Origin of the sequence: Frankia nepalensis (assembly GCF_016786325.1) — a bacterium.
In the GTDB taxonomy this organism is placed as follows: Bacteria; Actinomycetota; Actinomycetes; order Frankiales; family Frankiaceae; genus Pseudofrankia; species Pseudofrankia nepalensis.
The window spans coordinates 17,320-39,748 of the sequence record NZ_JADWYU010000128.1; the positions used below are offsets into that span (position 1 = coordinate 17,320).

The following is a 22,429-nucleotide window of genomic DNA, read 5'->3' on the forward strand; positions in this document are numbered from 1 at the left end:
CCGGCCACGCGCGGGCCCGGGCGCCGCGAGGCGCCCCGGGCCGGTCCCGGGCAGCGACGATGCCGGCCGAGGCTCGTCGGATGAGCGCGCGAGGTCCGCCCGGTGGTTCGTCGGCCCGGCACCGGGCCTCGCCGCCGAGGGGAGGAGTCAGCCCGCGCCGGCGCGACGGGCGGCGGCGGACTGACTGGCCATGCGCTCGCGGTAGCGGCTCGCGCGGTAGACGCCGAGGATCCGGTAGTCGGCGAAGAAGGCCAGCTCCTCGAAAGCGCGCGCCACGGCCGGCTCCTCGGGGCTGCCCTCCACGTCGGCGAGGAACTGGGTGGCGACGAACTCGCCGCTCACCATGAAGCTCTCCAGCTTCGTCATGTTGACGCCGTTGGTGGCGAAACCGCCGAGCGCCTTGTAGAGCGCGGCCGGGCGGTTCTTCACCTCGAAGAAGAACGTGGTGACGAGCTCGTGCACACCGGCGGCGGCGCGCAGGTTCTCGCCGGAGAAGATGAGGAACCGGGTGGTGTTGTGCTCCTCGTCCTCGAGATCGGGACGCAGGATCGTCAGTCCGTAGACCTCGGCGGCCATCCGGGAGGCGATCGCGGCCCTGGTCAGGTCGCCGGACTGGGCGAGCTCACGGGCCGCGCCGGCGGTGTCCGCGTCCGGCACGGGGCGCAGGCCGAGCTCGCGCAGCGCCTCACGGCACTGGGCGAGCGCCTGCGGGTGGCTGTGCACGGTCTTGAGGCCGTCGAGCGTCGCGCCGGGCAGCGCCATGAGCTGGTGGTGCACCGGCAGGAAGAACTCGCCGATGATGTGCGCCGTCGCCTGGGGCAGCAGATGGTGGATGTCGGCGACGCGGCCGGCGGTGGAGTTCTCCACCGGGATCATCGCCAGTTCCACCGTGCCGTCCTCGATCGAGGTGAAGCACTCCTCGAAGGTCTGGAACGGCACCGCGTCATAGTCCGGGTAGACATCCCGGCAGGCGAGATGGGAGTTCGCTCCCGGCTCTCCCTGGTAGGCGATGCGCTGCCGGGATGTGATCACGGACACGGTGCGGTCACGGTTCCTCGTCGTCGGCGTCGGGCGCTGGTCGTCGGCGCGCCGCGACCGGCGGCTGGGCTCCCAGGCGTCGAGCACCGACGGCGGTCGGGCTGCCCGTTCGGGCGGGCACCGCGCGGGCCGCGCCTGGAAGTCAACCGTACCGCCCACCGGCGGCCGCCCGGCGTGCCCCGCCAACGCGCCGTAGGGATCCGCTAGTCGGCATCGGGACCGGGTCCTCAGGAGATCTTCAGCCAGGCACGGGAGGCTCATCATCGGAAGTTGTAAGGACAACAGTTCCGGTTCCGTCCATGTCCCGTTCCTGGGAGGCCGTGTGCCCAACACCGTCTTCGGTCTGCCCACCCATGCCCTGGTCGTCCATGGCACCGTCGTGCTGGTGCCCTTGGCGGCGCTGCTGCTCACGGTGGCCGCGCTGTGGCCGCGACTGCGCTACTCGCTGGGGCCGCTGCCGGCACTCGGCGGCGCCGTCGGGCTCATCCTCGTCCCGATCACCACCATGTCCGGGGACAACCTGAAGGACCGGCTGGGCTTCGAGAGCCCGGCCATCACCAAGCATGCCGACCTGGGCGACGGCCTGCTGCCCTGGGTGGCGGCGCTGTTCGCGGCCGCGCTGCTCCTGCTGTGGGCGGACGGCTGGCGGCCCACGGCGTGGGCGACCCCTCGCCCCTCGGCGAGCGGGACGCGGGCCAGGCCGCGCGCGCTGACGCTGGTCGTCTCCCTGATCGTCGTCGCGCTCGCCGTGATCACGGTCGTACAGATCATCCGGATCGGGCACAGCGGCGCCGAGGCGGTCTGGCAGGGGGTCGGCTCGTCCTAGACGCCGGGAGGGCCGCCGCCGGTCGGCCGGCCCTGGCACCCGTGGACCACGATCGTGGGGCCGGCCGCGCCATCGGTGCCACGGTCCGGCGGCAAAAGCCACGCCGACAGGGTTTGACGGTCGACGAGCGGGGGACCAATGCGCTCAGCAACGGAGCGGCGACGCACCGGAGGCGACCCAAGTTTCTCGACACGGGAAGGTCCGGCGAGGATAGACGCATGGCAACGTACGTAATCCTGCTGGTGGTGGTCCTGTTCCTCGCGCTGGGCCTGCTGGCACTGCTGTACTTCGTGCTCAGCCGGACCGAGGAACAGAGCCGCCGCTAAGACCCTACCGTGGATCTCGCGGGGCCCGCTCGACCGCCGGTCCGCGCACACATCCGATGATCACCAGCCCACGGAAGCCCGACAGCTTCCTTGATCGTCAGTTGTGTGCGCCATCCGGCGATCTCCGTCCGTTTTGTCCCCCCGAATCGCGTGCGGATCTGGTGATCTACCGGGGATACCGGGCCGGGGCGGGCCGATGATCGATGGTTGTGCGCGCGGATCGGCGGTCCGAGACCCCGGAACATGATCCATGAAAAACGCCGCGGACCCCCTGGGCCGCGGACCCCCTGGGCCGAACGACCGCGCCGGGCCGGGCGTCAGTGGCGCCCCCGCGGCCGGCGCGGGAGCAGCCGGGCGATGACCACCGACTCGCCATCGGTCTCGACCCGGTCCGGCTGATAGACGAACCCCGGCGTGGATGCCGCGAGGACGTCGAGCACCACCTCGCCGGGAGCGGCCGGCTCGGGCTCCTCACCGCCGGTCGCGCCGACCGGGATCGACTGGCGCACCGCGGACAGGTTGCACACGACGGCGACCCCGGCGGGCGGCCCTCCCCGGTACAGCACGAACCAGCCCGCGTGCTCGTCGTACGCGCAGCGTGCCGACGCCCAGTCCGGGTCGGCGAGCTCGGGCACCGCCCGGCGCAGCGCCACCAGCCGCCGGTACCAGTCGAGCAGGCCGCGGTGAGGCTCGGTGGCCGGCTGCGACCAGTCCAGCTTCGACCTCGTGAACGTGGCCTCGGCCTGCGGGTCGGGCACGTCCGCCGGGCCCCAGCCGTGGGCGGCGAACTCGGCCCGCCGGCCGTCGCGGACCGCCTGGGCGAGCCAGTCCGGGCCGTGGTCGGTGAAGTAGGCCCACGGGGTGGTGGCGCCCCACTCCTCGCCCATGAACAGCATCGGGGTGAACGGCCCGGCCAGCAGCAGCGCCGCCCCGACCCGCAGCAGCCCGTCGGACAGCGTCGCCGCCGCCCGGTCGCCGATGGCGCGGTTGCCGACCTGGTCGTGGTCCTGCAGGAAGGCGACGAGCCGGGATGCCGGCACGGACTTCGGGATCGGCCGGCCGTGCGCGCGGCCCCGGAACGCCGAGTAGGTCCCGTCGTGCACGAACCCCTGCTCGAACGCCTTCGCGAGCGTCGCGTACGCGCCGAAGTCGCCGTAGTAGCCCTGCCGCTCGCCGGACAGCGTCGCCCACAGGGCGTGGTGGATGTCGTCGGCCCACTGGCCGTCCATGCCGTGTCCCCCGGCCTGCGGTGGGCTGATCACCCGCGGGTCGTTGAGGTCGGACTCGGCGATGAGGAACAGCGGGCGGCGCTGCTGCGCGCCGAGCCGGTGCACCGCGTCGCTCAGCTCCTCGAGGACGTGGACGGCGCGGCTGTCGCGCAGCGCGTGCACCGCGTCCACCCGCAGGCCGTCGCAGTGGTAGTCGCGCAGCCAGGACAGCGCGTTGTCGACGGCGAAGGCTCGGACCTCGTCGGAGTCGACGTCGTCGAGGTTGACCGCCGAGCCCCACGGCGTGCGGTAGTTGTCCGTGAAGTACGGGCCGAACCGGCCCAGGTAGTTCCCGTCCGGGCCAAGATGGTTGTAGACGACATCCATGATCACGCCGAGGCCGTGGGCGTGGGCGGCGTCGACGAATCGCTTCAGCCCGTCGGGCCCGCCGTAGGGGTCGTGTGGGGCGAACAGGCCGACCCCGTCGTAGCCCCAGCCATGGCGCCCTGGGAAGGCGTTCACCGGCAGCAGTTCCACCGCGTCGATCCCGAGGTCGACGAGGTGCCCGAGGCGGCCGATGGCGGCGTCGAACGTCCCCTCGGGGGTGAACGTGCCGACGTGCAGCTCGTAAAGCACGCTGCCGGCGAGCGGCACGCCCCGCCAGGCTCCGTCGGTCCAGCCGAACCTGCCGTGGTCGACGACCCGGGAGCGGCCGTGCACCCCGTACGGCTGCCAGGGCGAGCGCGGGTCGGGCAGCTCCTCGGCGGCGCCGTCCAGCCGGAAGGCGTAGTCGGTGCCGTGCCCGGCGCCAGGCACCTCGGCCGTCCACCAACCGGAGGCGCCCGCCACCAGCTGGGTGACCCGGTCGTCGGCCCGGGTGCCGGCGCCCGGGCGTTCGCCCAGGCCCGCCTGTTCGCGGGTGCTGGCGGGTTCGCCGGCGTCCTCGGGTTCGGCGGTGACGACGGCGACCGACCTCGCGTGTGGGGCCCAGACCCGGAACGTGCTCACGGTCCCTGTCTATCGTCGCCTCCCGATGGTCGCCGCACCGACCCGCGTCGGCCCGCCCACCGGTTGCGAGAGCGTTACGCGCCACAGCCCCGGGCGGCCGGGACCAGGGCCGGGCATAGGGTCGGTGCGGTGCGCCGACTGCTGCCCGGGCCCGCGAGCGGGCCGCTGAGCCAGGACGAGCTTGACGCCGCCTACACGCCCCCGGCCGTCCCGCCGGGAGCGGTCCACCTCCGGATGAACTTCGTCTCCTCGGCGGACGGCGCGGCCGAGATCGAGGGCCGCTCCGGGACGCTCGGCGGCCCGGGTGACCGCCAGGTGTTCCGCGTGCTGCGCTGGCTCGCCGACGTGGTGCTCGTCGGGGCGGGCACCGCGCGCGCCGAGGACTACGGCCCGGCGGTCGTGCCAGCCGAGCGGCGGGAGATCAGGGTCGCGGCCGGGCTCGCGCCCGTGCCGCCGGTCGCGGTGGTCTCCGGCTCCCTCGAGTTCGACCCGACGGCCCGGCTGTTCGGCGGCGAGGTCCGCCCGCTGCTGCTCACCCGGGCCAGCGCCCCGCCGGAACGGGTGGCGGCGCTGCGGGCGGTCGCGGAGGTCGTCACCTGCGGCGAGGACCGGGTCGAGCCGGCGCTGGTGCTGGCGGAGCTGGCGGCCCGCGGCCTCGGCCGGGTCCTCTGCGAGGGCGGTCCGATGCTGCACGCCCAGCTGGCCGGCGCCGGCCTGCTCGACGAGCTGTGCCTGACGGTCGAGCCGGTGCTCGCCGGCCCGGGCCACCTCGGCATCGTCGCTGGCGCGCCATGGCTGGCCGCGTGCCCGCTGGAGCTGGCGCACGTCCTCGAGGAGGACGGGTCCCTCTTCCTGCGCTACCGCGTCCCCCGCGAGCCCTGATCCGGCGGTTACGCACCGCCATATCCACAGGTCAAGGCCTGTCCACAGGCGATGGCGGCGGCCTTCCAGGCGGGCCGGCGGCGGGCTAACGTGCCGCCGGCTCCCTTCGAAGGGCGGTGGACCATGACAGGTGTCTCGACGGGCCCGGGCATGCCCGATCCGGCGGTGCCGCCGGCCGCCGGCCCGGCGGTGCCGCCGTCCAGTGCGCTGGTGGCCGCCGGACTGGTGGCCAACGAGCGGCGCGCCGCCCTGTTCGACGCCGCGGCCGCGCTCACCGCCGCGGGCGTCGAGGTGGCCGCGGCCTTCGACCAGGTGATCGCGGCGCTCACCGCGGGCGCCTGGCGGGGCCCGGCCGCCGACGACTGGGGGCGCGAGCTCGGCCGGGCGCGCGCCGACGTCACCGGGGCGCTCGACGAGGCGGCCCGCGGCTGCGCCTGGAAGGCCGCGGCCCAGCCCGAGCGGGTCCGCGCCGACGACCCGCGGGCACGCCGGCCGGCGCCCCTGCCCGGCTTCCAGCTCGACGGGCGGTGAGCCGCGGTGCCCGGCCCGAGCGAGCGCGTGGTCTTCGATCTGGCCCTGGCGGACGCGCTGGTCACCCGGCTCGCCGCGCTGCGCGGCCTGTTGTGGCGGTACTCGCGGACGGCGGCGGCGCTGCTCGCCCCGCTCGGCTGGCCGGTCGACCCGGCGGGAGCGCTGCGCCAGGGCGCCGGCTGGGCGGACGCCTCGGCGACGGCGCTGACGCGCCGGCTCGCGTTGGCGCGGGCGGCGGACGTGCCGCCGCCGGGCCAGGCCGCCGGCGGCCTGGTCTCGCTGACGTCGCGGCCCGACCCGTTCGCCGGCGATTCGGACGCGGCGCGGGCCGCCGGGGCCGGTCTCGGCCGCGAGCTGGTCGGCGCCGCCCTGCGGCCCCGCCCCGATCCGGCGGTCCTGGCCGACCTGGCCACGCGGCTGCGCGCCGGCGCCGCCGACCCGGAACTGGTGGCCGGCTTCGTCGAGGCCGTCGGCGCGGCCCGGCTCGCCGCCGTCCTGCGTCGGGCCGAGGGCGTGCCGGGTGGCGGGTTCCGGATTGACGCGACCGCCGGCTACCAGGTCCACGCGACCCGCGGCGGACCTCGTCCGGCCGCGGACGTTCGCGGCTGGCGGCTGCCACCGGCGGTGGGCGACGCGTTGACCGCCGCCCTCGGCGCGGCGCTCGCCACCTTCAGCCGGGCGGGGCGGCTGACAGCCGACTGGCTGGGCCGTTTCAACGCCCGCGGCGAACCCGGGGCGGCGGAGGTGACGCTGCTCGGCCCGCTGCTCGGACACGGCCGGTTCGCGCCGGCCACGCTGCGGCTGCTCGGCGACGCGCTGTTCGCCGGCACCGCCGTCGGCGGCGACCGGTACGGCGTCCGTCCCGCCCCGCTCGGCCAGCCGGGCACGGCCGGCGAGGCCGGTGCCGTCCGTGGGGTCATCGAGATCACCGACGTCGGCCTGTTCGGCGACGAGCCGACCGGGCCCCGCCGCGCCCGCTATGCCGCCGCGCTGCTGCGCGCCATCGCCGACACGCCGGCGATCGCGGCGTCCTTCGCCGCCGACCACGTCGAGAAGATCCTGGCCGGCTCCCGGCTGGGCGCCCTCCCGGCGCCGATCCGGCACGGCGTTCCCGAACCCGTCGCGCGCGCCTGGGAGCACCTGGTCGCGCGGGCCGGCGGTGCCGAGGCCCGGCGGGCCGACCCCGCCGGCGCGGCGACGTTCGCCGCCCGGCTCGCGCTCACCGTCTACCTGTACCGGGGCGCGCACGAGGACCCGGCACACCGCCGGGACACCTCCTGGCCGCCGCCGCCCGGCATGCGCGCCGCGTTCGGCGAGGTCGTGCGCACCTGGCGAGCCGAGCTGTACGCGTCGGTCGTCAGCCTGCTCCCCGCGGGCACCGTCCCACGACCCGCTCCCGGCGCCGGGCCCGGCGCGACCGGACCGGCGCTCGGCCCCTGGGGGAGACGCCCGGCCGGCTCCCGGGACGCGGCGCGGATCCCCGCCGAGGTCTGGGCCGCGTTGCTCGGCGAGGCGCTGGCCGCCGGCGGGCCGGGCGCCGCGGCGCTCGCCGCCGACGCGGCGCTCGCCGCCCAGGAGCTGGAACAGTCGGTCTGGGCGGCGACCCGGGGCTACCGCGGCGACGGGCACGTCGCCTACCCGGCGAGCCCACGCGCGCTCGGGCGCCTCCAGCAGGCCGCGCTGCTGTCCTTCTTCCTCGCCACACTGGCCGACACCGCCGCCGCGCTGACCCTGCGCGCCGAGCTCCAGGCGGGCGACGAGGCCCGCCGCCTCGGCCTGATGGTCGACGAGCTCGCCGCGATCGCCCGGGCCATCAGGCCCACCGACCCGATCGGCACGCTCACAGGGCTCGCGGTCACCGTCCCGGTGGCCGACGCCGCCGCGGCGGCCAGGCCCACCGGCCAGCCCGTCCCGTCGCGGCCGGCGCTCGCGGCGATCGAGGCCGTGCTGGCCGCGGGGTCCGTCGCGCCCGGCTGGCGGGCCGCCTACCGGACGTCCGCGACGGCGGTCTGGCTGCGCCGGGCCGACGACCCGATCCTGCCCGTCGAGGTCACCGACGCGGCCGGCCACCGCCGCCGCTACACCGGGGACCCACGCGCCGACGGCTTCATCACCGGCGCCGCCGACGACTTCCTCGACCCGTCCGGCGACCCCCTCGACGAGGGGCGCATGTCGCCCGCCCAACGCGGGGCCTACCTGCGCTGGCTCGCCAGTCCCGCGATCGTCGCCAACAACGACAACATCCCCGTGATCCCCGTGCTCGCCGCCCGCCCCGGCGACTGACTCCCCCGGTTCAGCCGAGGATCTGGTTCAGGTCGTAGCGGACCGTCTCCTCCAGCTGGGCGTAGCCACAGCTTTCCGGGTCGCGGTCGGGGCGGAAGCGGACGAACTGAGCGGTGTGGCGGAAGCGCGGGCCCTCCAACTGGTCGTAGCGCACCTCGACGACCAGCTCGGGGCGCAGCGGCACGAACGACAGGTCCTTGCCCTTCCCCCAGCGGCTCTCCCCCGCCTCCCACGGTGTGCGGGTGTCACCCATCCGCTCCGGCGCCCACGGGTGGGCGGCGAGGTCGGTGACGAGCGGCGCGAGCTCGGCGGCCAGCGACCGGCGCCGCTCGAGCGGGAACGCCGACGAGACCCCGACGGCGGCCAGCGTCCGCCGCCCGTCGGGCGGGTCGGTGTACAGGCCGAGCAGCAGCGAGCCGACCGCGGTCGGCTCCTTCGCGTACGGCCGGTAGCCCGCGACGACGCAGTCCGCCGTCCGATCATGCTTGATCTTGAACATGACCCGCTTGTCCGGCTGGTAGGGCGCGTCCAGCGGCTTGGCGAGCAGCCCGTCGAGTCCGGCCCCCTCGAACGTCGCGAACCAGCGCGCGGCCTCGTCGGCGTCCGGAGTCGCCGGCGTGACGTGGACCGGCGCCGGAGCCGGGCCGACGCTCTCGACGAGCCGCCGCCGGCGCTCCGCGAACCCGACGTCGAGCAGCGACGCGTCCCCGAGGGCCAGCAGGTCGAAGGCGACGAACCTGGCCGGCGTCTCGGCCGCGAGCCTGCTGATCCGGCTGGCCGCCGGGTGGACCCGCTGGCCGAGCGCCGCCCAGTCCAGCCGGTCCCCCACCGGGACCACGATCTCCCCGTCCAGCACGCACCGGTCCGGCAGCCCGCGCCGGAACGCCTCGACCAGCTCCGGGAAGTACCGCCGGATCGACCGGGTGTTGCGCGACCCGATCTCGATCTCGTCCCCGTCCCGGAACACGATCGCCCGGAACCCGTCCCACTTCGGCTCGTAGCTCATCCCCGTCGGGATCTTCGCCACGGCCTTGGCCAGCATCGGCTTCACGGGCGGCAGCACAGGAAGGTCCACCCACCGATGATCGCCCACCGGCCGCCGAACGGCGCACGACGGATCCACAACCCGGTGGCCGCGCCCCCACGAGGGTCCGGCCCACGCTGGTCATTCCGGTGACCCGGCGGGACGGCCAGGCAGGCGGCGGCTCAGCGCGAGCATCGCGAGCGCCGCGGCGGTCAGCAGGCCGAACAGCCAGGTGAGCCAGTCGCCGCCGGCCCTGGCCTGCAGCAGGCCGAGCAGGGTGATGCCCAGCGACGCGGACAGCTGGACCGACATGAACAGCGCGGTCGTCCCCTGCGGCTGTTCGGCGGGCGGCAGGATCCGGTAGATGCTGGCGAACGTCGGCGACGCCGTCAGGCCAAAGCTGAGCCCGATCGCGACGAACAGGACGAACACGGCCGCGAGCGGCAGCCGGTCGTGGGTGAGCGCGAACGTCGCCAGCCCGGCGGCGGTGGCCACGGCGCCCACCCGCACCAGCGGCCGCGGCCCGGTCCGGTCGCTGAGCCGGCCGCCCCACGACATCGAGACGAACAGGCCGAGCCCCAGCGCGCACACCAGCAGGCCCTGGCCGACGCCGCGCAGGTGGTGGTGCTCCTCCCCGAAGATCGGCAGCGCCGCCTGCTGGCTATACATGAGCAGCCCGACGCAGCTCATCACGGCGAGGCTGGCGCCGAACCCCGGCCGGCGCAGCAGCCGCAGGTCGAAGGCCGGCGCAACGGGCGACCGCAGGGCGTGCCAGGCGTAGCCGGCGAGCAGCGTGACCCCCGCGGCGGCGGCCACCGCCACGGCGGGGCCGACTCCGGCCTGGCCGGCCCTGGTGAGCGCGAGCAAGACCGCGACGTAGCCGGCGGTCAGCAGGGCGAGCCCGCGCACGTCGGCCACGGGCGCCGCGTCGCCGGGCTCGGGGGCCTCTCCGGACGCGCTCTCCCCGGCCGCCGCGCCGCCGGAAGGGGCGTCGCTGGATGCCGCGCTCTGGTCCAGGTCGCCCGGGCCGCCCGAAGCCGCCGGGGCGTCCGCGCCGCCCGCCACGGCTTCGCCGCGGGCGGCGCCCGCGCGGGCCGGGCGGTCGGGCGGGATGAACGCGAGGGCGATGGCGAGCAGGCCGAGGCAGAGCGGGATGTTCACCAGGAAGATCCACTGCCAGTGCCCGGTGGCGAGCAGCAGGCCGCCGACGAGCGGCCCGAGCGCCGGCGCGACATTGATGATCATCGAGATCGTGCCGAGTACCCGGCCGACCCGGCTCTGGCCCGCGAGCCGCGCGGCGAGCAGGAGCGCCGTCGGCTCGAGCAGACCGCCGCCGAGACCCTGCACCACCCGGAAGGCGATCAGCGACTCGGCCGACCACGCGAGCGTGGCGAGCGCGGAACCCAGCCCGAACAGCCCGAGCCCGGCGAGGAACACCGCCCGCCCGCCGAAGCGGGCGGTGAGCCAGCCGAGCAGCGGGAGCATCGTCGCCGCGGCGAGCAGGTAGCCGACGCTCGTCCAGACCACCGTGGTGAGCGGGGCGTCGAAGTCCTCGGCGAGCGTCCGCAGCGCGACCGAGACCACGGTGCCGTCCAGCACCGCCACCAGCGCGGCCAGCCCCAGCGCCGCCAGGGCGCCCACCGGCACGCCGGCCGGCCCCGCCGGCGGCCCGGGCGGGGCCGGGGCCGGCTCGGCCTCCCGCTGGGCGGCGTGCTCGGGGTCGGGGTCCGCGCGCGGCCGGGAGCGGGGCCGCGGCGGCCGCCAGCCGGTGTCGGGGGCGCCGGAGGTGGCCGGGCGCGTGGTCACCCGCGCACCGGTCGTCGAGTCGTCCGCGCCCTCTTCGCTTACTACCATGGCGCAAAACTAAACCAAACCGTTTAGTGTGGCAACGTGCCAGTAGCGTCAACCCCGCGTTAGACTCGGACGATGACGGCGACGGACACGCGGCGGGTGGCCCGGCGGGACAAGCGGCGGCTGATCCTGGACGCCGCGGCGCCGATCTTCGGTGACGAGGGCTACGAGCGGGCGAGCATCGACGCGATCGCGGCGTCCGCCGGCGTCTCCAAGCCGACGATCTACAGCTACTTCGGCGGCAAGGAGCAGCTGTTCCGGGAGTCGGTCGCCGACTCGGCCCTCGAGCAGAACGCCCAGGTCCTGGAGGTGATCCAGCGCCTGGACCTCTCGGCGCACGGGTGGCTCGCGAGCCTGCGCGAGCTGGGCATGAAGCTCGTCGAGTGCCAGCGCACCCCGTGCGCCGTCTTCCTCGCCCGCATGATCGCCGCCGAGACGGCGCGCGACCCCGAGGTCTACCGGGTGGTGCGGGCCAAGGCCATGACCCCGATCCTGGAGTCCCTGGCCGGCCGGCTCGCCATGCTCGGCAACGCCGGCCACCTCACCGTGCCCGACCCGGCGCTGGCCGCCCGCCAGTTCCTCGCCCTGATCAGTGCCGAGATCCCCGAGCTCACCGAGCACGGCACCAGGACGGTCCCCGACGACCGCGTCCGCGCCGCCGTCGACGCCGGCCTCGACACCTTCCTGCGCGCCCACGCCCGACGGGAGCAGCCGGCCCGCTGACCCCGACGGAACGAGACCGGCTCGCCCTCGGCCCATCCGTCATGGCCGCGCGGCCGCGGTCCCGCTGGGAGATCGAAAAGCGACCGGGCTCACCGCCGCCCGGGTCGGAGCCGCGCTCACGCCCTGACCGACCGGGCGCGGTGACGATGCTCGGTCCAAGGGCGTGACCGGCGCGACGCCACACCTCTCGGCCTGTCCGCGCCTGGTGGACCAGGTCATACCCGACGGGCCGAGTACCGCTGGACTCACCAGACGCCCGAGAAATGCCACGCCCCTCCCCGTCGGCCCCATTCCGACGCGGAAAGGTTCACGCCAAGCGCCAGCGGACCGGGGGCGCGCCACGCGCAATCGCGTATAGGAAGGCTTTTCGAGGGAACGACGAGTGGAACCCAGCCCCAACTCCGACCCGCGCCTCTACAGGCCAGTAGAGGTTGATTGTTCAACGGCATTGCCAGCTCGGGTTCGACGCGAACCGGTCGCCCGGCCCACCCGGCGGGCGCCGGGTTAGGGTTCGCGGTATGGCAAAGGTGACACCCCGGTGGGTCGCGCGAAACGTGGTTCGGCGAGTTCCCGTCGCGAATGCCCGACTGCCGCTGGGCATCTGGGCTGGCCTTTGGGGCGGGCCCGAAGGCCCCGGAATCGACGCCCCTTCCATCATCCGCCGGATCGCCGACCAGGCAGGCCGCCCGCTGACCGCCGTGCAGATCGGCGCGAACGACGGCAGCATGGGCGACCCGCTGCACGACACCATCGTGAAATACCGCTGGCGCGCCCTGCTCGTCGAACCGCTGCCACACCTTTTCGCGGCGCTGAAGAAGAACTACGCGGGCGTCCCGAACCTGTCGTTCGAACAGGCCGCCGTCGGCCCGGTCGACGGCGTCATGACCATGTACTCGGTCACCGCGCGCCCGGGTGACCCGGTCTGGACGACCGGGCTCAGCTCGTTCCGCCGTGACGTCATCCTGGAATCCCGGAACGAGATCCCCGACATCGCCGACCGCGTCACGGAGGTCGAGGTCCCGGTCATGCGCCTCGACACCCTCCTGCGCAAGCACGGCATCGACCGCGTCGACGTGCTGCAGACCGACACCGAGGGCTACGACTTCGAGATCCTCCGCCAGGTCGACTACTCCCGCTGGGCCGCGCCCCGTCACCTTGTCTACGAGGCCTGTCACCTGGACGGCCCGACCCTGGAGAAGACCCACGAGATGCTCGCCGCCGCCGACTACACCATCCTCCCGGCCGGCTACGACGAGTACGCCTACCGAGCCTGACCCGCCGAGCCTGACCCGCCGAGCCGGACCGGCCGACAGGTCCGCCGGGGTCACGGGAGGAGCCAGCCCTCGGCGTGCAGGTAGGTCAGGACGGCCTCGACGGCCTCCTCCGACGACAGCCGGGAGATGTCGACGGTGACCTCGGCGTCGGTGGGTTCCTCGTAGGGGCCAGCGCCGCCGGCAGGCTCGGGGGGCGGGCCGGCAGGCGCCTCGCCGTCGAGGCGTTCACGGTCGCGGGCCTCCCGGACGTCCGGCGGGGCCGACACGTGGACGAGCACGAAACCGGCGCCGGTCGCCTCGACCCGCGCGCGGACCCGGGCGCGCACCGACGCGGATGGCGTGATCGACGCGCACACCACGGTGCCGCCGGCGGCGGCGACCTCGGCGGCGACGAAGCCGATCCAGTCCGTGTCGATCTCATGGTCGGCCCGGGAGGAGCCGAGCCCCGCTGAGAGCGGAGTACCCGCCCCGTCGTCCAGGGCGCCGCCGTCGAGCAGGGTGACGTGCCGGTCGCCGCGTTCGAGCAGCCGGATGACCAACAGGCGGGCGAGCGTCGACCCTGGGCCGGACGGCCCGGTGAACAGCGCGACGAACCCGCGGGCATACCGCGGCGGGTAGGCGCGGGCGAGTTCGGCCGCGACGGCGGGCGGTGTCAGCTCGGCCGGGATGGGTCTGCCCGCGGCGAGCAGCGCGGTGAGCTCGGCGCGTTCGGGCGCGCCCAGCGCCGGGCCGGTGAGGCTGCCCCCGAGACCGTAGAACTCGGCCAGGTGTGCCCGCAGGGTGGCCAGCTCGGCTATCCGGTCCGCCTCGCCCGGCTCGCCGTTCGGCGCCGCGCCGCGCAGCGGCGTCGCCGTGATCCCCGGCTCGCGCGGGGCCGCGAGCTCGGGACTCGGCACCACCGGGACCAGCACCAGCAAGACGTGCGCCGGCTGCGAGCCGGTCGGCCTCGGCCCCCGCGCGAGCGGCGTCATGGGCGCGGGCGGTGTCACGCGGCCGAGCGCGGCGGGCCGGGTGGCCTCGGCCGCGAGCGCCTCGCCGACCAGCGTCGCCTCGGTCGGCCGGACCGGCTCCTCGAGCGCGTCGAGCGCCGCGTGCAGCGCGCGGACCCGCAGGTGATGACGCGGGTCGGCCGGATCCGTCCCGCCCACCGGCGCGAGCACGACGCACCGCTTGCCCTGCCGGGTGAGCGCCCGGAGGCGGGCGACGTCGGCGGTGTGCAGCAGGCTGTCGGCCCAGACCGCCCACGGCGCCCGCCCGCCCGGCGTGAGCCAGCCGCGCGCGAGCAGCTCGGCGCGCAGCTCGGCGGGGCGTGGCCGCAGGCCTGGGTAGTCCGGATGCCGAGGCAGTCGCACCCCCTCGATCCGGCCGACCAGCCGGATCATGCCGGACGGGAGGTCGCCGGCGTCCGCCTCGCCGGACCGGTGGACGAGGCCGACGCGCAACGCGGCGATCATCGCCCCGTCGCGGTCACGCAGCGCGACCGGATCGCCCGGGCCGAGCCCGGCGCCGGCCTCGTCCGGGACGAGCAGGGCCGGCAGCCGCAGCCCGTCGCGCAGCGTCTCCTCCGGGTAGCCGGGCGCGGGGCCGAAGGCGCCGAGCAGCAACAGCTCCAGGTCGGCGAGCTGGGCGAGGGTGAGTCTCAGCGACCGCCAGCCGGCGGAGGCCGCCGTCAGCTCGGCGGCACGGGCCGCGTCGGCCACCGCCGAGGAACCCGACGGCTCACCCGGCGATCCGCCTGGAGTATGCGTGATGGCGGGCACACCGCGACCGTAGCGGTTACGAAGACATTGCGGAGCGTTGGCAGGCCGGCGTCGGCGGCTCGGAACCGCGGCGACGCCGGCCCGTCCGAGGGGGCAGAATCCCTCACGACCACCGCCCCGGCCGGGCAGCGACAGCGGTGGCGGCCGGACGCCACGGGTGGGAGCCGGCCGCCAGGACCGGCGGCCCGGAGCCGTTCAGGTGATTGGTGGCAGATAACCGCCATAGAATCCGGAGCCGATGACTACCGAGATCACGGATGAGCTGACCGACGCCGAGCTCGCGAGCCGGCTGGCGACCACGGCCGGGCGCCGGCTGCTCCAGATCCGCGCCGAGGTCGGCTTCGCCGACCCGAAGGCGCTGCGCGCCGCCGGCGACGCCGGCTCCCAGGAACTGCTGGCCGCTGCCCTCGACCGCTACCGCCCCAAGGACGCGGTGCTGTCCGAGGAGGCCGTCGACGACCCGGCGCGGCTGTCCGCCGAGCGGGTCTGGATCGTCGACCCACTCGACGGGACCCGGGAGTTCTCCGAGGAGGGCCGGACCGACTGGGCCGTGCACGTGGCGCTGTGGCGGGCCGGCGCGCTGGTCGCGGGCGCCGTCGCGCTGCCGGGCCTCGGCACCACGCTGTCGACCGCGACCATCACGCCGCCCCCGCCCGCCGAGCCCGGCCCGCCGCGGCTGGTCGCCAGCCGCACCCGCGCACCCAGGCTGGTCACCGACGTCGCCGAGCGGATCGGCGGCGTGGTCGTCCCGCTGGGCTCCGCCGGCGCGAAGGCCGCCGCGGTGATCCGCGGCGAGGCGGACGTCTACCTGCACGCCGGCGGCCAGTACGAGTGGGACTCGGCCGCCCCGGTCGCCGTGGCGCTCGCCGCCGGCCTGCACGCCACTCGCATCGACGGCGCCCCCCTGCGCTACAACCAGCCCGACCCGCTTCTCCCCGACCTCGTCATCTGCCGCCCAGGCCTCGCCGAAGCGGTCCTGGCCGCCATCCGCGAGTCCGACACAGCCCCGGCCTGACCCGAGGCGGGCGAGCCCGCCGCGCCCGCCCGGCATGGCGCCGACGCGCGGGCGCGGGCGGCGCCGCGACCACCGCCGGCGACGTCATTCGCGGTCAGGGTCGGCTGGTCTGCTCGGCTCGCCAGCGTCATTCGGCCTACGAGGTAGGCGTTCCGCGGCCGCGTCACGAGCCTGACGGAAATACCGCGGCGAACCGCCAGGGCGGTTCCTGACCGACTTTGTCCCCTCGCGTTTCGGATAGGGCAAGCTATACCGTGACAGGGTCGAAGGGAACCGGGTCATGGCGAACGAGACGGATGCCCTCACAGTCCTGCGGGGCCTCTGGAGCGGCGCGGGCGCCTCGCGTGAAGAGGTCGAGGCTGCCTGCGGCAACACCAAGGTCTGCCGCAACATGAAGCACGTCAACTTCGAGGCCGCCAACTTCCAGAGCGGGTCGGACACCGGCGCGGACCTCGGCGCCGCGTGGCGCGCGAAGCTGGCCCGTGAGGGGAAGCTGCGCCCGGACGCCGGGAGCCTCGGCGACCTGATCAGGTCGAAGGTCGGCAAGCAGTCGTAGAGCCGTGCGCCTTTTCCGACGCCACGCCGTCCCGCGGCCGCCGTCACCCGCCACGCGGCCACGCCGCACCGGATGGATGGAAAAGGCCCGCCCTTGAGGGACCGCCCGGCAGACGTCGCTCACCTCACCGAACTGCTCGCCGCCGACGGTTACCTGGCCGACCGCGGTCTCGCCACCGCGGTCTTCCTCGCGCTGTCGCTGGATCGGCCGCTGCTGCTGGAGGGCGAGGTCGGCGTCGGCAAGACCGAGATCGCGAAAACCCTCGCGACCACTTTCGGCAGGAAGTTGATCCGTCTGCAGTGCTACGAGGGCATTGACGCGAGCCAGGCGCTGTACGAGTGGGACTACGCCCGCCAGATGCTGCAGATCCGGGCGATGTCGACGCGTGCCGCCGACGCGCTGGACAGCGGGTACGACGAGGACGCGGCCGTCGACGCCCTGTTCGGGCCGAAGTTCCTGATCGAGCGCCCGCTGCTGGCCGCGGTCCGCGCCGGCGACGCCGCGGTGCTGCTCATCGATGAGGTGGACCGCGCCGACGACGAGTTCGAGGCGTTCCTGCTCGAGCTGCTCTCCGACTTCCAGCTGACCATCCCCGAGATCGGGACGATCACCGCTTCCAGTTCGCCGCTGGTGATCCTCACCTCGAACCGCACCCGGGAGCTGCACGACGCGCTCAAACGCCGCTGCCTCTACCACTGGGTGGGCTACCCCGGCGCCGCGCGCGAGGTCGAGATCGTGCTGACCCGCGAGCCCGGCGTCGCCCCGGCGCTCGCCCGCAAGGTGGTCGCCGCGGTGAACCGGTTGCGCGAACTGGATCTCGCCAAGCCGCCCGGCGTCGCCGAGACGATCGACTGGGTACGCACCCTGGGCGTGCTCCGCGCGGGCGAGCTGGACGAGCACTCCGCGCTCGACACCCTCGGCGCCGTGGTCAAGGACCGTGACGATCTCGAGCTGGCCCAGGCACGCCTGTCGGAGATCGTCTCCGGTGGCTGACACGGCCCCCGGCGGGCACGGACCCAGCGCGTTCGGGCCCGCCGCCGAGGGCGGCGCCCACCCGGGACGGGATCTCGTCGATGTCCTCGTCGCGTTCGGCCGGCGGCTGCGGGCGGCCGGTGTGGCCGTTGGCACCGGCGACCTGCGGACCTACTGTGCCGCCGTCGCGCCGCTGGACCCGGGCGACCTGGGCGACCTCTACTGGGCCGGGCGGGTCAGCCTGGTGAGCCGCCGGGAGGACCTGGCCGTATACGACCGGGTGTTCCGCCAGTTCTTCCTCGACGAGCCCGACGACGACCTCGGGAAGCGGATGCCACTCGCGAAGCACGCGCGCGACCAGTTGCGGGCCGCGGTCGAGGTGCCGAGGGCCGACCCGCCCGGCCCCGAACAGCGCGAGGAGCAACGCGCCGAGCTCGGGCTGGTGGCCTCGGACCTCCAGGTCCTGCGCGCCAAGGCCTTCGCGGACTGCACCGACGACGAGCTCGCGGCGCTGCGCAAGCTCATCGCCGCGATCCGGCTGACGCCGCCGCGCCGGCGCACCCGCCGGCACGTCCCGGCCCGCCGGGGCCGTGCCCCCGACCCGCGGCGCACCGCCCGCGAGACGCTGCGCCGCCACGGCGAGCCCCCTCCCCCGCGCCACCGGCGTCCTCGGCTGCGCCCGCGGCGCCTGGTGCTCGTCCTGGACGTCTCCGGCTCGATGGCCGGCTACTCCCGCAACCTGCTGCAGTTCGCGTACTCGACCACCCGCGCCCTCGACCGGGTCGAGGTCTTCTGCTTCGGCACCCGGCTGACCCGCGTCACCCGCGAGCTCGACCACCGTGCCCCCGACGAGGCGCTCGCGCGGGCCGCCCGGACCGTCCTCGACTGGGAGGGCGGCACCCGTGTCGGAGACTGCCTGGACCGGTTCGTGCGTGACTGGGGCCGGCGAGGGCTGTCCCGCGGCGCCGTCGTCGTGATCTGCTCGGACGGGCTGGACCGAGGCGACCCCGCGGTGCTGGCGCACGCGATGGAGCGCCTGAAGCGGCTGTCCCACGCGATCATCTGGATGAACCCGCACCGCGGCGCCGATCCGCGCCACGTGCCCGCCGCACTGGGCATGCTGGTCGCGGCGCCGCACATCGACCTGTTGCTGTCCGGGCACGACCTGGCCAGCCTGCTGGAGCTCGCGACCGCGCTGCCGCGGCTGCGGTGAGACACGCGGAGACGAGGATGGTCATGCGCTGGAGCGTCGCGTTGGAGGCCGAGGGCGACCGGGAGCTCACCCGCGAGGAGATCGTCGAGCTTGCCGACGCCGTCGCCGGCCACGGCGGCGTCGCCTCGGGGATCGGGACCACCCGCTACGGGACGCGGCTGGTGGTCGAGGCGGCGAGCAGGGACGAGGCGGTCGAACTCGGGACCGCCGTCTTCCGCGCGGCGGCGGCGCGGGCGGGGCTGCCCTCGTGGCCAGTGGGTCTCGTCGAGGCGGTCGGCGAGAGCGACGAGACCGAGACCGAGCAGGACGGCTGGGTCGCGTTCCGTTGATCCGTCTCGGTTCCCTGGCCGGCTACCCGTTCGAGGGGCCACGCCTCCTCGTCGGCTGGACCGCGCCGGCCGCCGCCGCCGTGTACGCGGTCCTCTACCGGCCGCGGCCGGACACCCACCCGGAGCAGTACGCCGTCATCTACGCCGGGCACAGCGACAATCTCGCCGCCGAGGGCTTCCCGTTCCGGCATCCCCGCGCCGGCTGCTGGACGAAGCGCGCCGGCGACCGGTTCAAGGTCTACGTCGCGGTCTACGACCCGCCGGGCGCGCGGGCGGCGCATCGCGAGCAGATCACTCAGGAACTTATCGCCGCCTACCGCCCGGGGTGTAACAGCCAGCAATACGACCAGCGCTGGGAACCGGAATGGATCGGCAGCTACCAGGCCCCCACCGCCGACCCGCTGACCACCAGAAAACAACCGCCAGGGACCGGACCCACGACCTGACCGGGGCGTGGCCGGAGCGTCATTTGCTCCTCGTCGTCGGCTCGTCATCGGCTAGGCTGCGGCAAACCGCCCGGCACGCTCACGGCCGCCAGCGGCCATAGCGCTGATTGACAGGCACCCAAAGGCGTGCTTTAATTTTGAGTCATATTCGAAGACTTCTTGAAGAATAGCCAGGAAAATCACATCCAGCGGTTCGGAGTGACTTTATGGTGCGACGAGGTGTCTTCGGCTTCGGCTTCGGCAGGCGGTCCTTAGTATTTGCGTCCTTGCGCGGCCGGGCGGTTCTGGCGGTCCTTGTGCTCACGCTCGGAATTACTTTTCCGTGGGCGGATCAGTACCAGGAAGCGGCGCGCGCCGCCACAACCGTCACGACGGTCGAGGACACCGTACGGGGCACCGGTAACAACCAGTTCGAGTACACCGGGACGTGGGTACGCTGCGCCGGATGCTCGCCCGCCACGGCCAACTCCAGCTTTTACTACAACTACACGGCCGGCCAGAAGGCGACGCTGCGTTTCACCGGCACACAGGTCAAGATCTACGGTGTCAAGGAAACGCACGGGGGTATCTCCAGCTTCAGTGTCGACGGCGGCTCGCCCACAGCCGTGGACACCTATGCCGCCTCGTCGTCCGCGGCCCTCGTCTACACCAGCCCGGTACTGCCCCTGGGCAGCCACACCCTGGTCATGACCAACACCAGCCAACGCAATCCGGCGGCGGACTCCAACACGCTGTCCATCGACAAGGCCGAGGTCATAGCAGAAACCGGCCCCGCCGCGACTCTGTACGGGAGGGCGGGCACCTTCGGCAACCTGGGCACCACCCTGCCCAGCGGCCAGTCGCTCCAGACCGCGGCGGTGAGCGGCTGGGGCTTCAACGCCGGCCAGTCGGAGTTCTTCTCGACGCTGGCCGCGAACGGTGAGGTCGTGCTGGGCACCAACTCCCAGACCGACAACCAGGCCTACCCCACCGCCGACCATATGAGCATCGGAGTGTTCAACCCGTCCGCCAGGACCTTCCGCAACATCGTGGTGCCGACCTCGACGGGCGCCACCAGCGCCACCAACCCGTTCTACCCGATTGGCGGAGCCAGCGTCGAGACGCTGCTGCCGGTGACGGTCGGCGGGCAGCCGCGCGTCGCGTTCATCTCACTCGTCGCCTACCACGGCTGGAATATCACGGAGAAGGGCGAGTATCCCTCGCTGGGCTACCTGGACGCCGTCTCGGGCAGCCTGCAGTACAACGCCGGGCTGTCGAGGACCGCCGGCCAGATCCATGCCGCGGGAGGCCTGGGCGCGGCCGCCTGCCCGCGGCGCGCCAACCTGTTCGGCCAGCAGGTCGCCGACTGCCGGGGCCTCAGCGAGATGGGCGTGCTGCCGCTGTCGCAGAAGTTCATCGTCACCCAGTACTTCCCGGACACGGCGAACGGCGAGCACAGCGGCCGGCTCGTGGTACTGGGCACCGACGGCACCGTCGCCGCGAGCTACACGTACCCGAACATCCCCGACGGCAACGGCGGCTACATACAGGTGAGCCCGCGCGAAGTCGTCGTGGACCCCACCTCCAGCGGCAGCCTGGAGTACTTCACGGTGGTCTTCGACACCAGCACCGGCGGCGCGCAGAGCAGCTTCCCGCTGCAGGAGTTCGCCTACAACCGCTCGACCAACCAGATCATCCCCGTCTCCAGGCCGGTGCTGTCGGGCCAGACCAACGCCAGCGGCCAGCCCTACCGCTTCGAGACGGCCACCTACGACGCCCAGGGCAACCTGTGGGCCACCCAGGCCGTGACCAACTCGCTGGCCGGCGGCCCGATCGTGGTCTACGTCAAGAACGCCGGCAGCCGCAAGCTACAGAACACCTGCGCGGCCGGCGCCAACTGGAACGGCGCGGGCTGGGGCACGACGTGCGCTCCCGACCGCACCGCCGCCGACACCAGCAACTACGGCCAGACCCGCAGCTTCACCCAGGACCCGGTCAGCAGGACGATGTTCGCGGCCACGCTCTCGGGTTACCTGCTGCGCGTCAAACAGACCGGAAGCGGTTCCGGGCTGACCCTCACGACCCTCCCGACCGTCAACCTCGGCCTTGATCAGCTCATTGACCGCAATACGTATCCCATCGGAATACGCAAGGGTGTGGTCGACGCCCAGAACAGGGCCCTGTACGTACCCGTCGTACAGGTGCAGAATCCGGCGAGCTGCCCCACCTGGCCCGGTTCCACGCCCTGCGCCCCGCAGCCGCTGGACCAATGGTTGTACCGGTTCGACCTGTCGGCTCTGAGTTCGTGACCGACAGCCAGGAGATTCACCGCTCGCCAACGCCCGAGTAGTTACCTCGCGGCGATGTCGCGCGAACAGCCACGGCCCCGGTCCTCCGCGCCGCGGCGGCGCCCGTTCGGAATGGACTGGCGGCTACCAGGCCCCCACCGCCGGTCCGCTGACCATCGGCGGGCAGCCGCCCGACGCGGGCCCGAGGAGCTGACCTTTCCATCGCCGTGCGGGCCCGCATGGCGTCCGTCGCCACGCGGGCCCGCACGCCCTGACCATGGAAGAGTTCCGGGCCCGGATCGAACGCGGCCGGTTCGCCCGGCTGCGGGCGCTCGATCCGCGGACGCCGGGGGGGGGGCCCCCGGCCCGGGCCCCCCCCCGGGGGGGGGGGGGGGCCGGGGGGGGGGCGGCCCCCCCCCGGCCCCCCCCCGGCTCTGGCTTGGGTGTGGGCTGTGCGGCGGGGGGCGCGGCCTGGAACTTCCGCCACCGCACGTCCAGCCGGGTCACGTCGATGACACCAGCGACCCCCCGCTTACCCCCGGCCGGCTTGACCCTGATCCACTCGAACAGCAGGCGGTACAACGTGCGCCGCGTCGTCACCGGCAACGCCTCGACCCTGGCACGGATCTCCTTCTCGCCTGGCTGACCGGCGACCAGGCGGACGACGAACAGCGGCACCGTGACCGTGTCGGCCTCGGTCTGGGCGGCGGTGATCTGCGGGAGTAGCTCGGCTTCGATCGCGGCAAGCCCCTCGGCGCTGATCCTGCCGGCGGCGGCGTTCGTGTAGAAGCCCGACAGCCGTCCCTGTAGCTCGGCGAGCCTGCGCCGGGCGGCCACCGCCCGGGAGTCGTCCGGCTTCGACAGGCGGGCCAGGATGTCGGGCCGGGCCAGACGGCG

Annotated in this window: 18 protein-coding genes and 1 pseudogene; 13 read left to right on the plus strand and 6 right to left on the minus strand. The window is 74.3% G+C overall.

What is annotated here, in order from left to right; translation table 11 throughout:
- Window positions 1-147: 147 nt before the first annotated feature.
- The gene (locus I6A81_RS17030; protein ID WP_203005492.1) at window positions 148-1,029 is read right to left on the minus strand and encodes a prephenate dehydratase; all 882 of its coding nucleotides are present in this window, start codon (window positions 1,027-1,029) and stop codon (window positions 148-150) included.
- Window positions 1,030-1,360: 331 nt separating this feature from the next.
- On the opposite strand from I6A81_RS17030, the gene I6A81_RS17035 reads away from it, so the two are divergent.
- A complete protein-coding gene (locus I6A81_RS17035) occupies window positions 1,361-1,864 on the plus strand; it encodes a DUF2231 domain-containing protein (RefSeq protein ID WP_203005479.1) in 504 nt (167 codons plus the stop codon).
- A 643-nt stretch (window positions 1,865-2,507) separates the two neighbouring features.
- Here I6A81_RS17035 and treZ read toward each other — a convergent pair.
- Window positions 2,508-4,406 carry a malto-oligosyltrehalose trehalohydrolase gene (treZ, locus tag I6A81_RS17040; protein ID WP_203005478.1) on the minus strand — a complete coding sequence of 633 codons (1,899 nt, stop codon included), beginning with the start codon at window positions 4,404-4,406 and terminating at the stop codon, window positions 2,508-2,510.
- A gap of 129 nt (window positions 4,407-4,535) precedes the next feature.
- Here treZ and I6A81_RS17045 point away from each other — a divergent pair, with 129 nt between their 5' ends.
- The 3 genes from I6A81_RS17045 (at window position 4,536) to I6A81_RS17055 (ending at window position 8,102) form a co-directional block, all read left to right on the plus strand.
- Window positions 4,536-5,288, plus strand: a complete 753-nt coding sequence (locus tag I6A81_RS17045) for a pyrimidine reductase family protein (RefSeq protein WP_307874716.1) — start codon at window positions 4,536-4,538, stop codon at window positions 5,286-5,288.
- Between the two features lie 123 nt (window positions 5,289-5,411).
- Complete coding sequence (locus tag I6A81_RS17050) at window positions 5,412-5,819, plus strand: hypothetical protein (RefSeq protein WP_203005477.1); 408 nt, start codon at window positions 5,412-5,414, stop codon at window positions 5,817-5,819.
- Window positions 5,820-5,825: 6 nt separating this feature from the next.
- The gene (locus I6A81_RS17055; protein WP_203010232.1) at window positions 5,826-8,102 is read left to right on the plus strand and encodes a hypothetical protein; all 2,277 of its coding nucleotides are present in this window, start codon (window positions 5,826-5,828) and stop codon (window positions 8,100-8,102) included.
- Window positions 8,103-8,112: 10 nt separating this feature from the next.
- On the opposite strand, the gene I6A81_RS17060 is transcribed toward I6A81_RS17055, so the two are convergent.
- Together I6A81_RS17060 and I6A81_RS17065 are read right to left on the minus strand one after the other, a co-directional pair.
- Window positions 8,113-9,177, minus strand: a complete 1,065-nt coding sequence (locus tag I6A81_RS17060; RefSeq protein ID WP_203004384.1) for an ATP-dependent DNA ligase — start codon at window positions 9,175-9,177, stop codon at window positions 8,113-8,115.
- A 90-nt stretch (window positions 9,178-9,267) separates the two neighbouring features.
- Window positions 9,268-10,980, minus strand: coding sequence for an MFS transporter (locus I6A81_RS17065; RefSeq protein ID WP_238429540.1), 1,713 nt, complete (start codon window positions 10,978-10,980; stop codon window positions 9,268-9,270).
- Between the two features lie 72 nt (window positions 10,981-11,052).
- On the opposite strand from I6A81_RS17065, the gene I6A81_RS17070 reads away from it, so the two are divergent.
- The gene (locus tag I6A81_RS17070) at window positions 11,053-11,700 is read left to right on the plus strand and encodes a TetR/AcrR family transcriptional regulator (RefSeq protein ID WP_203004382.1); all 648 of its coding nucleotides are present in this window, start codon (window positions 11,053-11,055) and stop codon (window positions 11,698-11,700) included.
- Window positions 11,701-12,218: 518 nt separating this feature from the next.
- On the plus strand, window positions 12,219-12,974 hold the full coding sequence (locus tag I6A81_RS17075; RefSeq protein ID WP_203004380.1) for an FkbM family methyltransferase: 756 nt from the start codon (window positions 12,219-12,221) through the stop codon (window positions 12,972-12,974).
- Window positions 12,975-13,024: 50 nt separating this feature from the next.
- Here I6A81_RS17075 and I6A81_RS17080 read toward each other — a convergent pair whose 3' ends face one another.
- A complete protein-coding gene (locus tag I6A81_RS17080) occupies window positions 13,025-14,734 on the minus strand; it encodes an adenylyl-sulfate kinase (RefSeq protein ID WP_203004378.1) in 1,710 nt (569 codons plus the stop codon).
- A gap of 238 nt (window positions 14,735-14,972) precedes the next feature.
- Between I6A81_RS17080 and I6A81_RS17085 the strand changes: the two genes are divergently transcribed.
- The 7 genes from I6A81_RS17085 (at window position 14,973) to I6A81_RS17115 (ending at window position 21,553) form a co-directional block, all read left to right on the plus strand.
- Window positions 14,973-15,749, plus strand: coding sequence for a 3'(2'),5'-bisphosphate nucleotidase CysQ (locus tag I6A81_RS17085; RefSeq protein ID WP_203004376.1), 777 nt, complete (start codon window positions 14,973-14,975; stop codon window positions 15,747-15,749).
- Window positions 15,750-16,029: 280 nt separating this feature from the next.
- Window positions 16,030-16,305, plus strand: a complete 276-nt coding sequence (locus I6A81_RS17090) for a hypothetical protein (protein WP_203004374.1) — start codon at window positions 16,030-16,032, stop codon at window positions 16,303-16,305.
- Window positions 16,306-16,377: 72 nt separating this feature from the next.
- On the plus strand, window positions 16,378-17,298 hold the full coding sequence (locus I6A81_RS17095; protein ID WP_203004372.1) for an AAA family ATPase: 921 nt from the start codon (window positions 16,378-16,380) through the stop codon (window positions 17,296-17,298).
- Window positions 17,291-18,490, plus strand: coding sequence for a vWA domain-containing protein (locus tag I6A81_RS17100; protein WP_203004370.1), 1,200 nt, complete (start codon window positions 17,291-17,293; stop codon window positions 18,488-18,490). Before I6A81_RS17095 ends, I6A81_RS17100 begins: the two co-directional genes overlap by 8 nt.
- Window positions 18,491-18,513: 23 nt before the next feature.
- On the plus strand, window positions 18,514-18,819 hold the full coding sequence (locus tag I6A81_RS17105) for a hypothetical protein (protein ID WP_203004367.1): 306 nt from the start codon (window positions 18,514-18,516) through the stop codon (window positions 18,817-18,819).
- On the plus strand, window positions 18,816-19,265 hold the full coding sequence (locus tag I6A81_RS17110) for a hypothetical protein (RefSeq protein WP_203004365.1): 450 nt from the start codon (window positions 18,816-18,818) through the stop codon (window positions 19,263-19,265). The genes I6A81_RS17105 and I6A81_RS17110 overlap by 4 nt, the downstream gene beginning before the upstream one ends.
- 206 nt (window positions 19,266-19,471) lie before the next feature.
- Window positions 19,472-21,553, plus strand: coding sequence for a hypothetical protein (locus I6A81_RS17115; RefSeq protein ID WP_203004363.1), 2,082 nt, complete (start codon window positions 19,472-19,474; stop codon window positions 21,551-21,553).
- Window positions 21,554-21,676: 123 nt separating this feature from the next.
- On the opposite strand, the pseudogene I6A81_RS17120 reads toward I6A81_RS17115, so the two are convergent.
- Window positions 21,677-22,429 (minus strand): annotated as a pseudogene (locus tag I6A81_RS17120) (hypothetical protein); the annotation flags it as partial.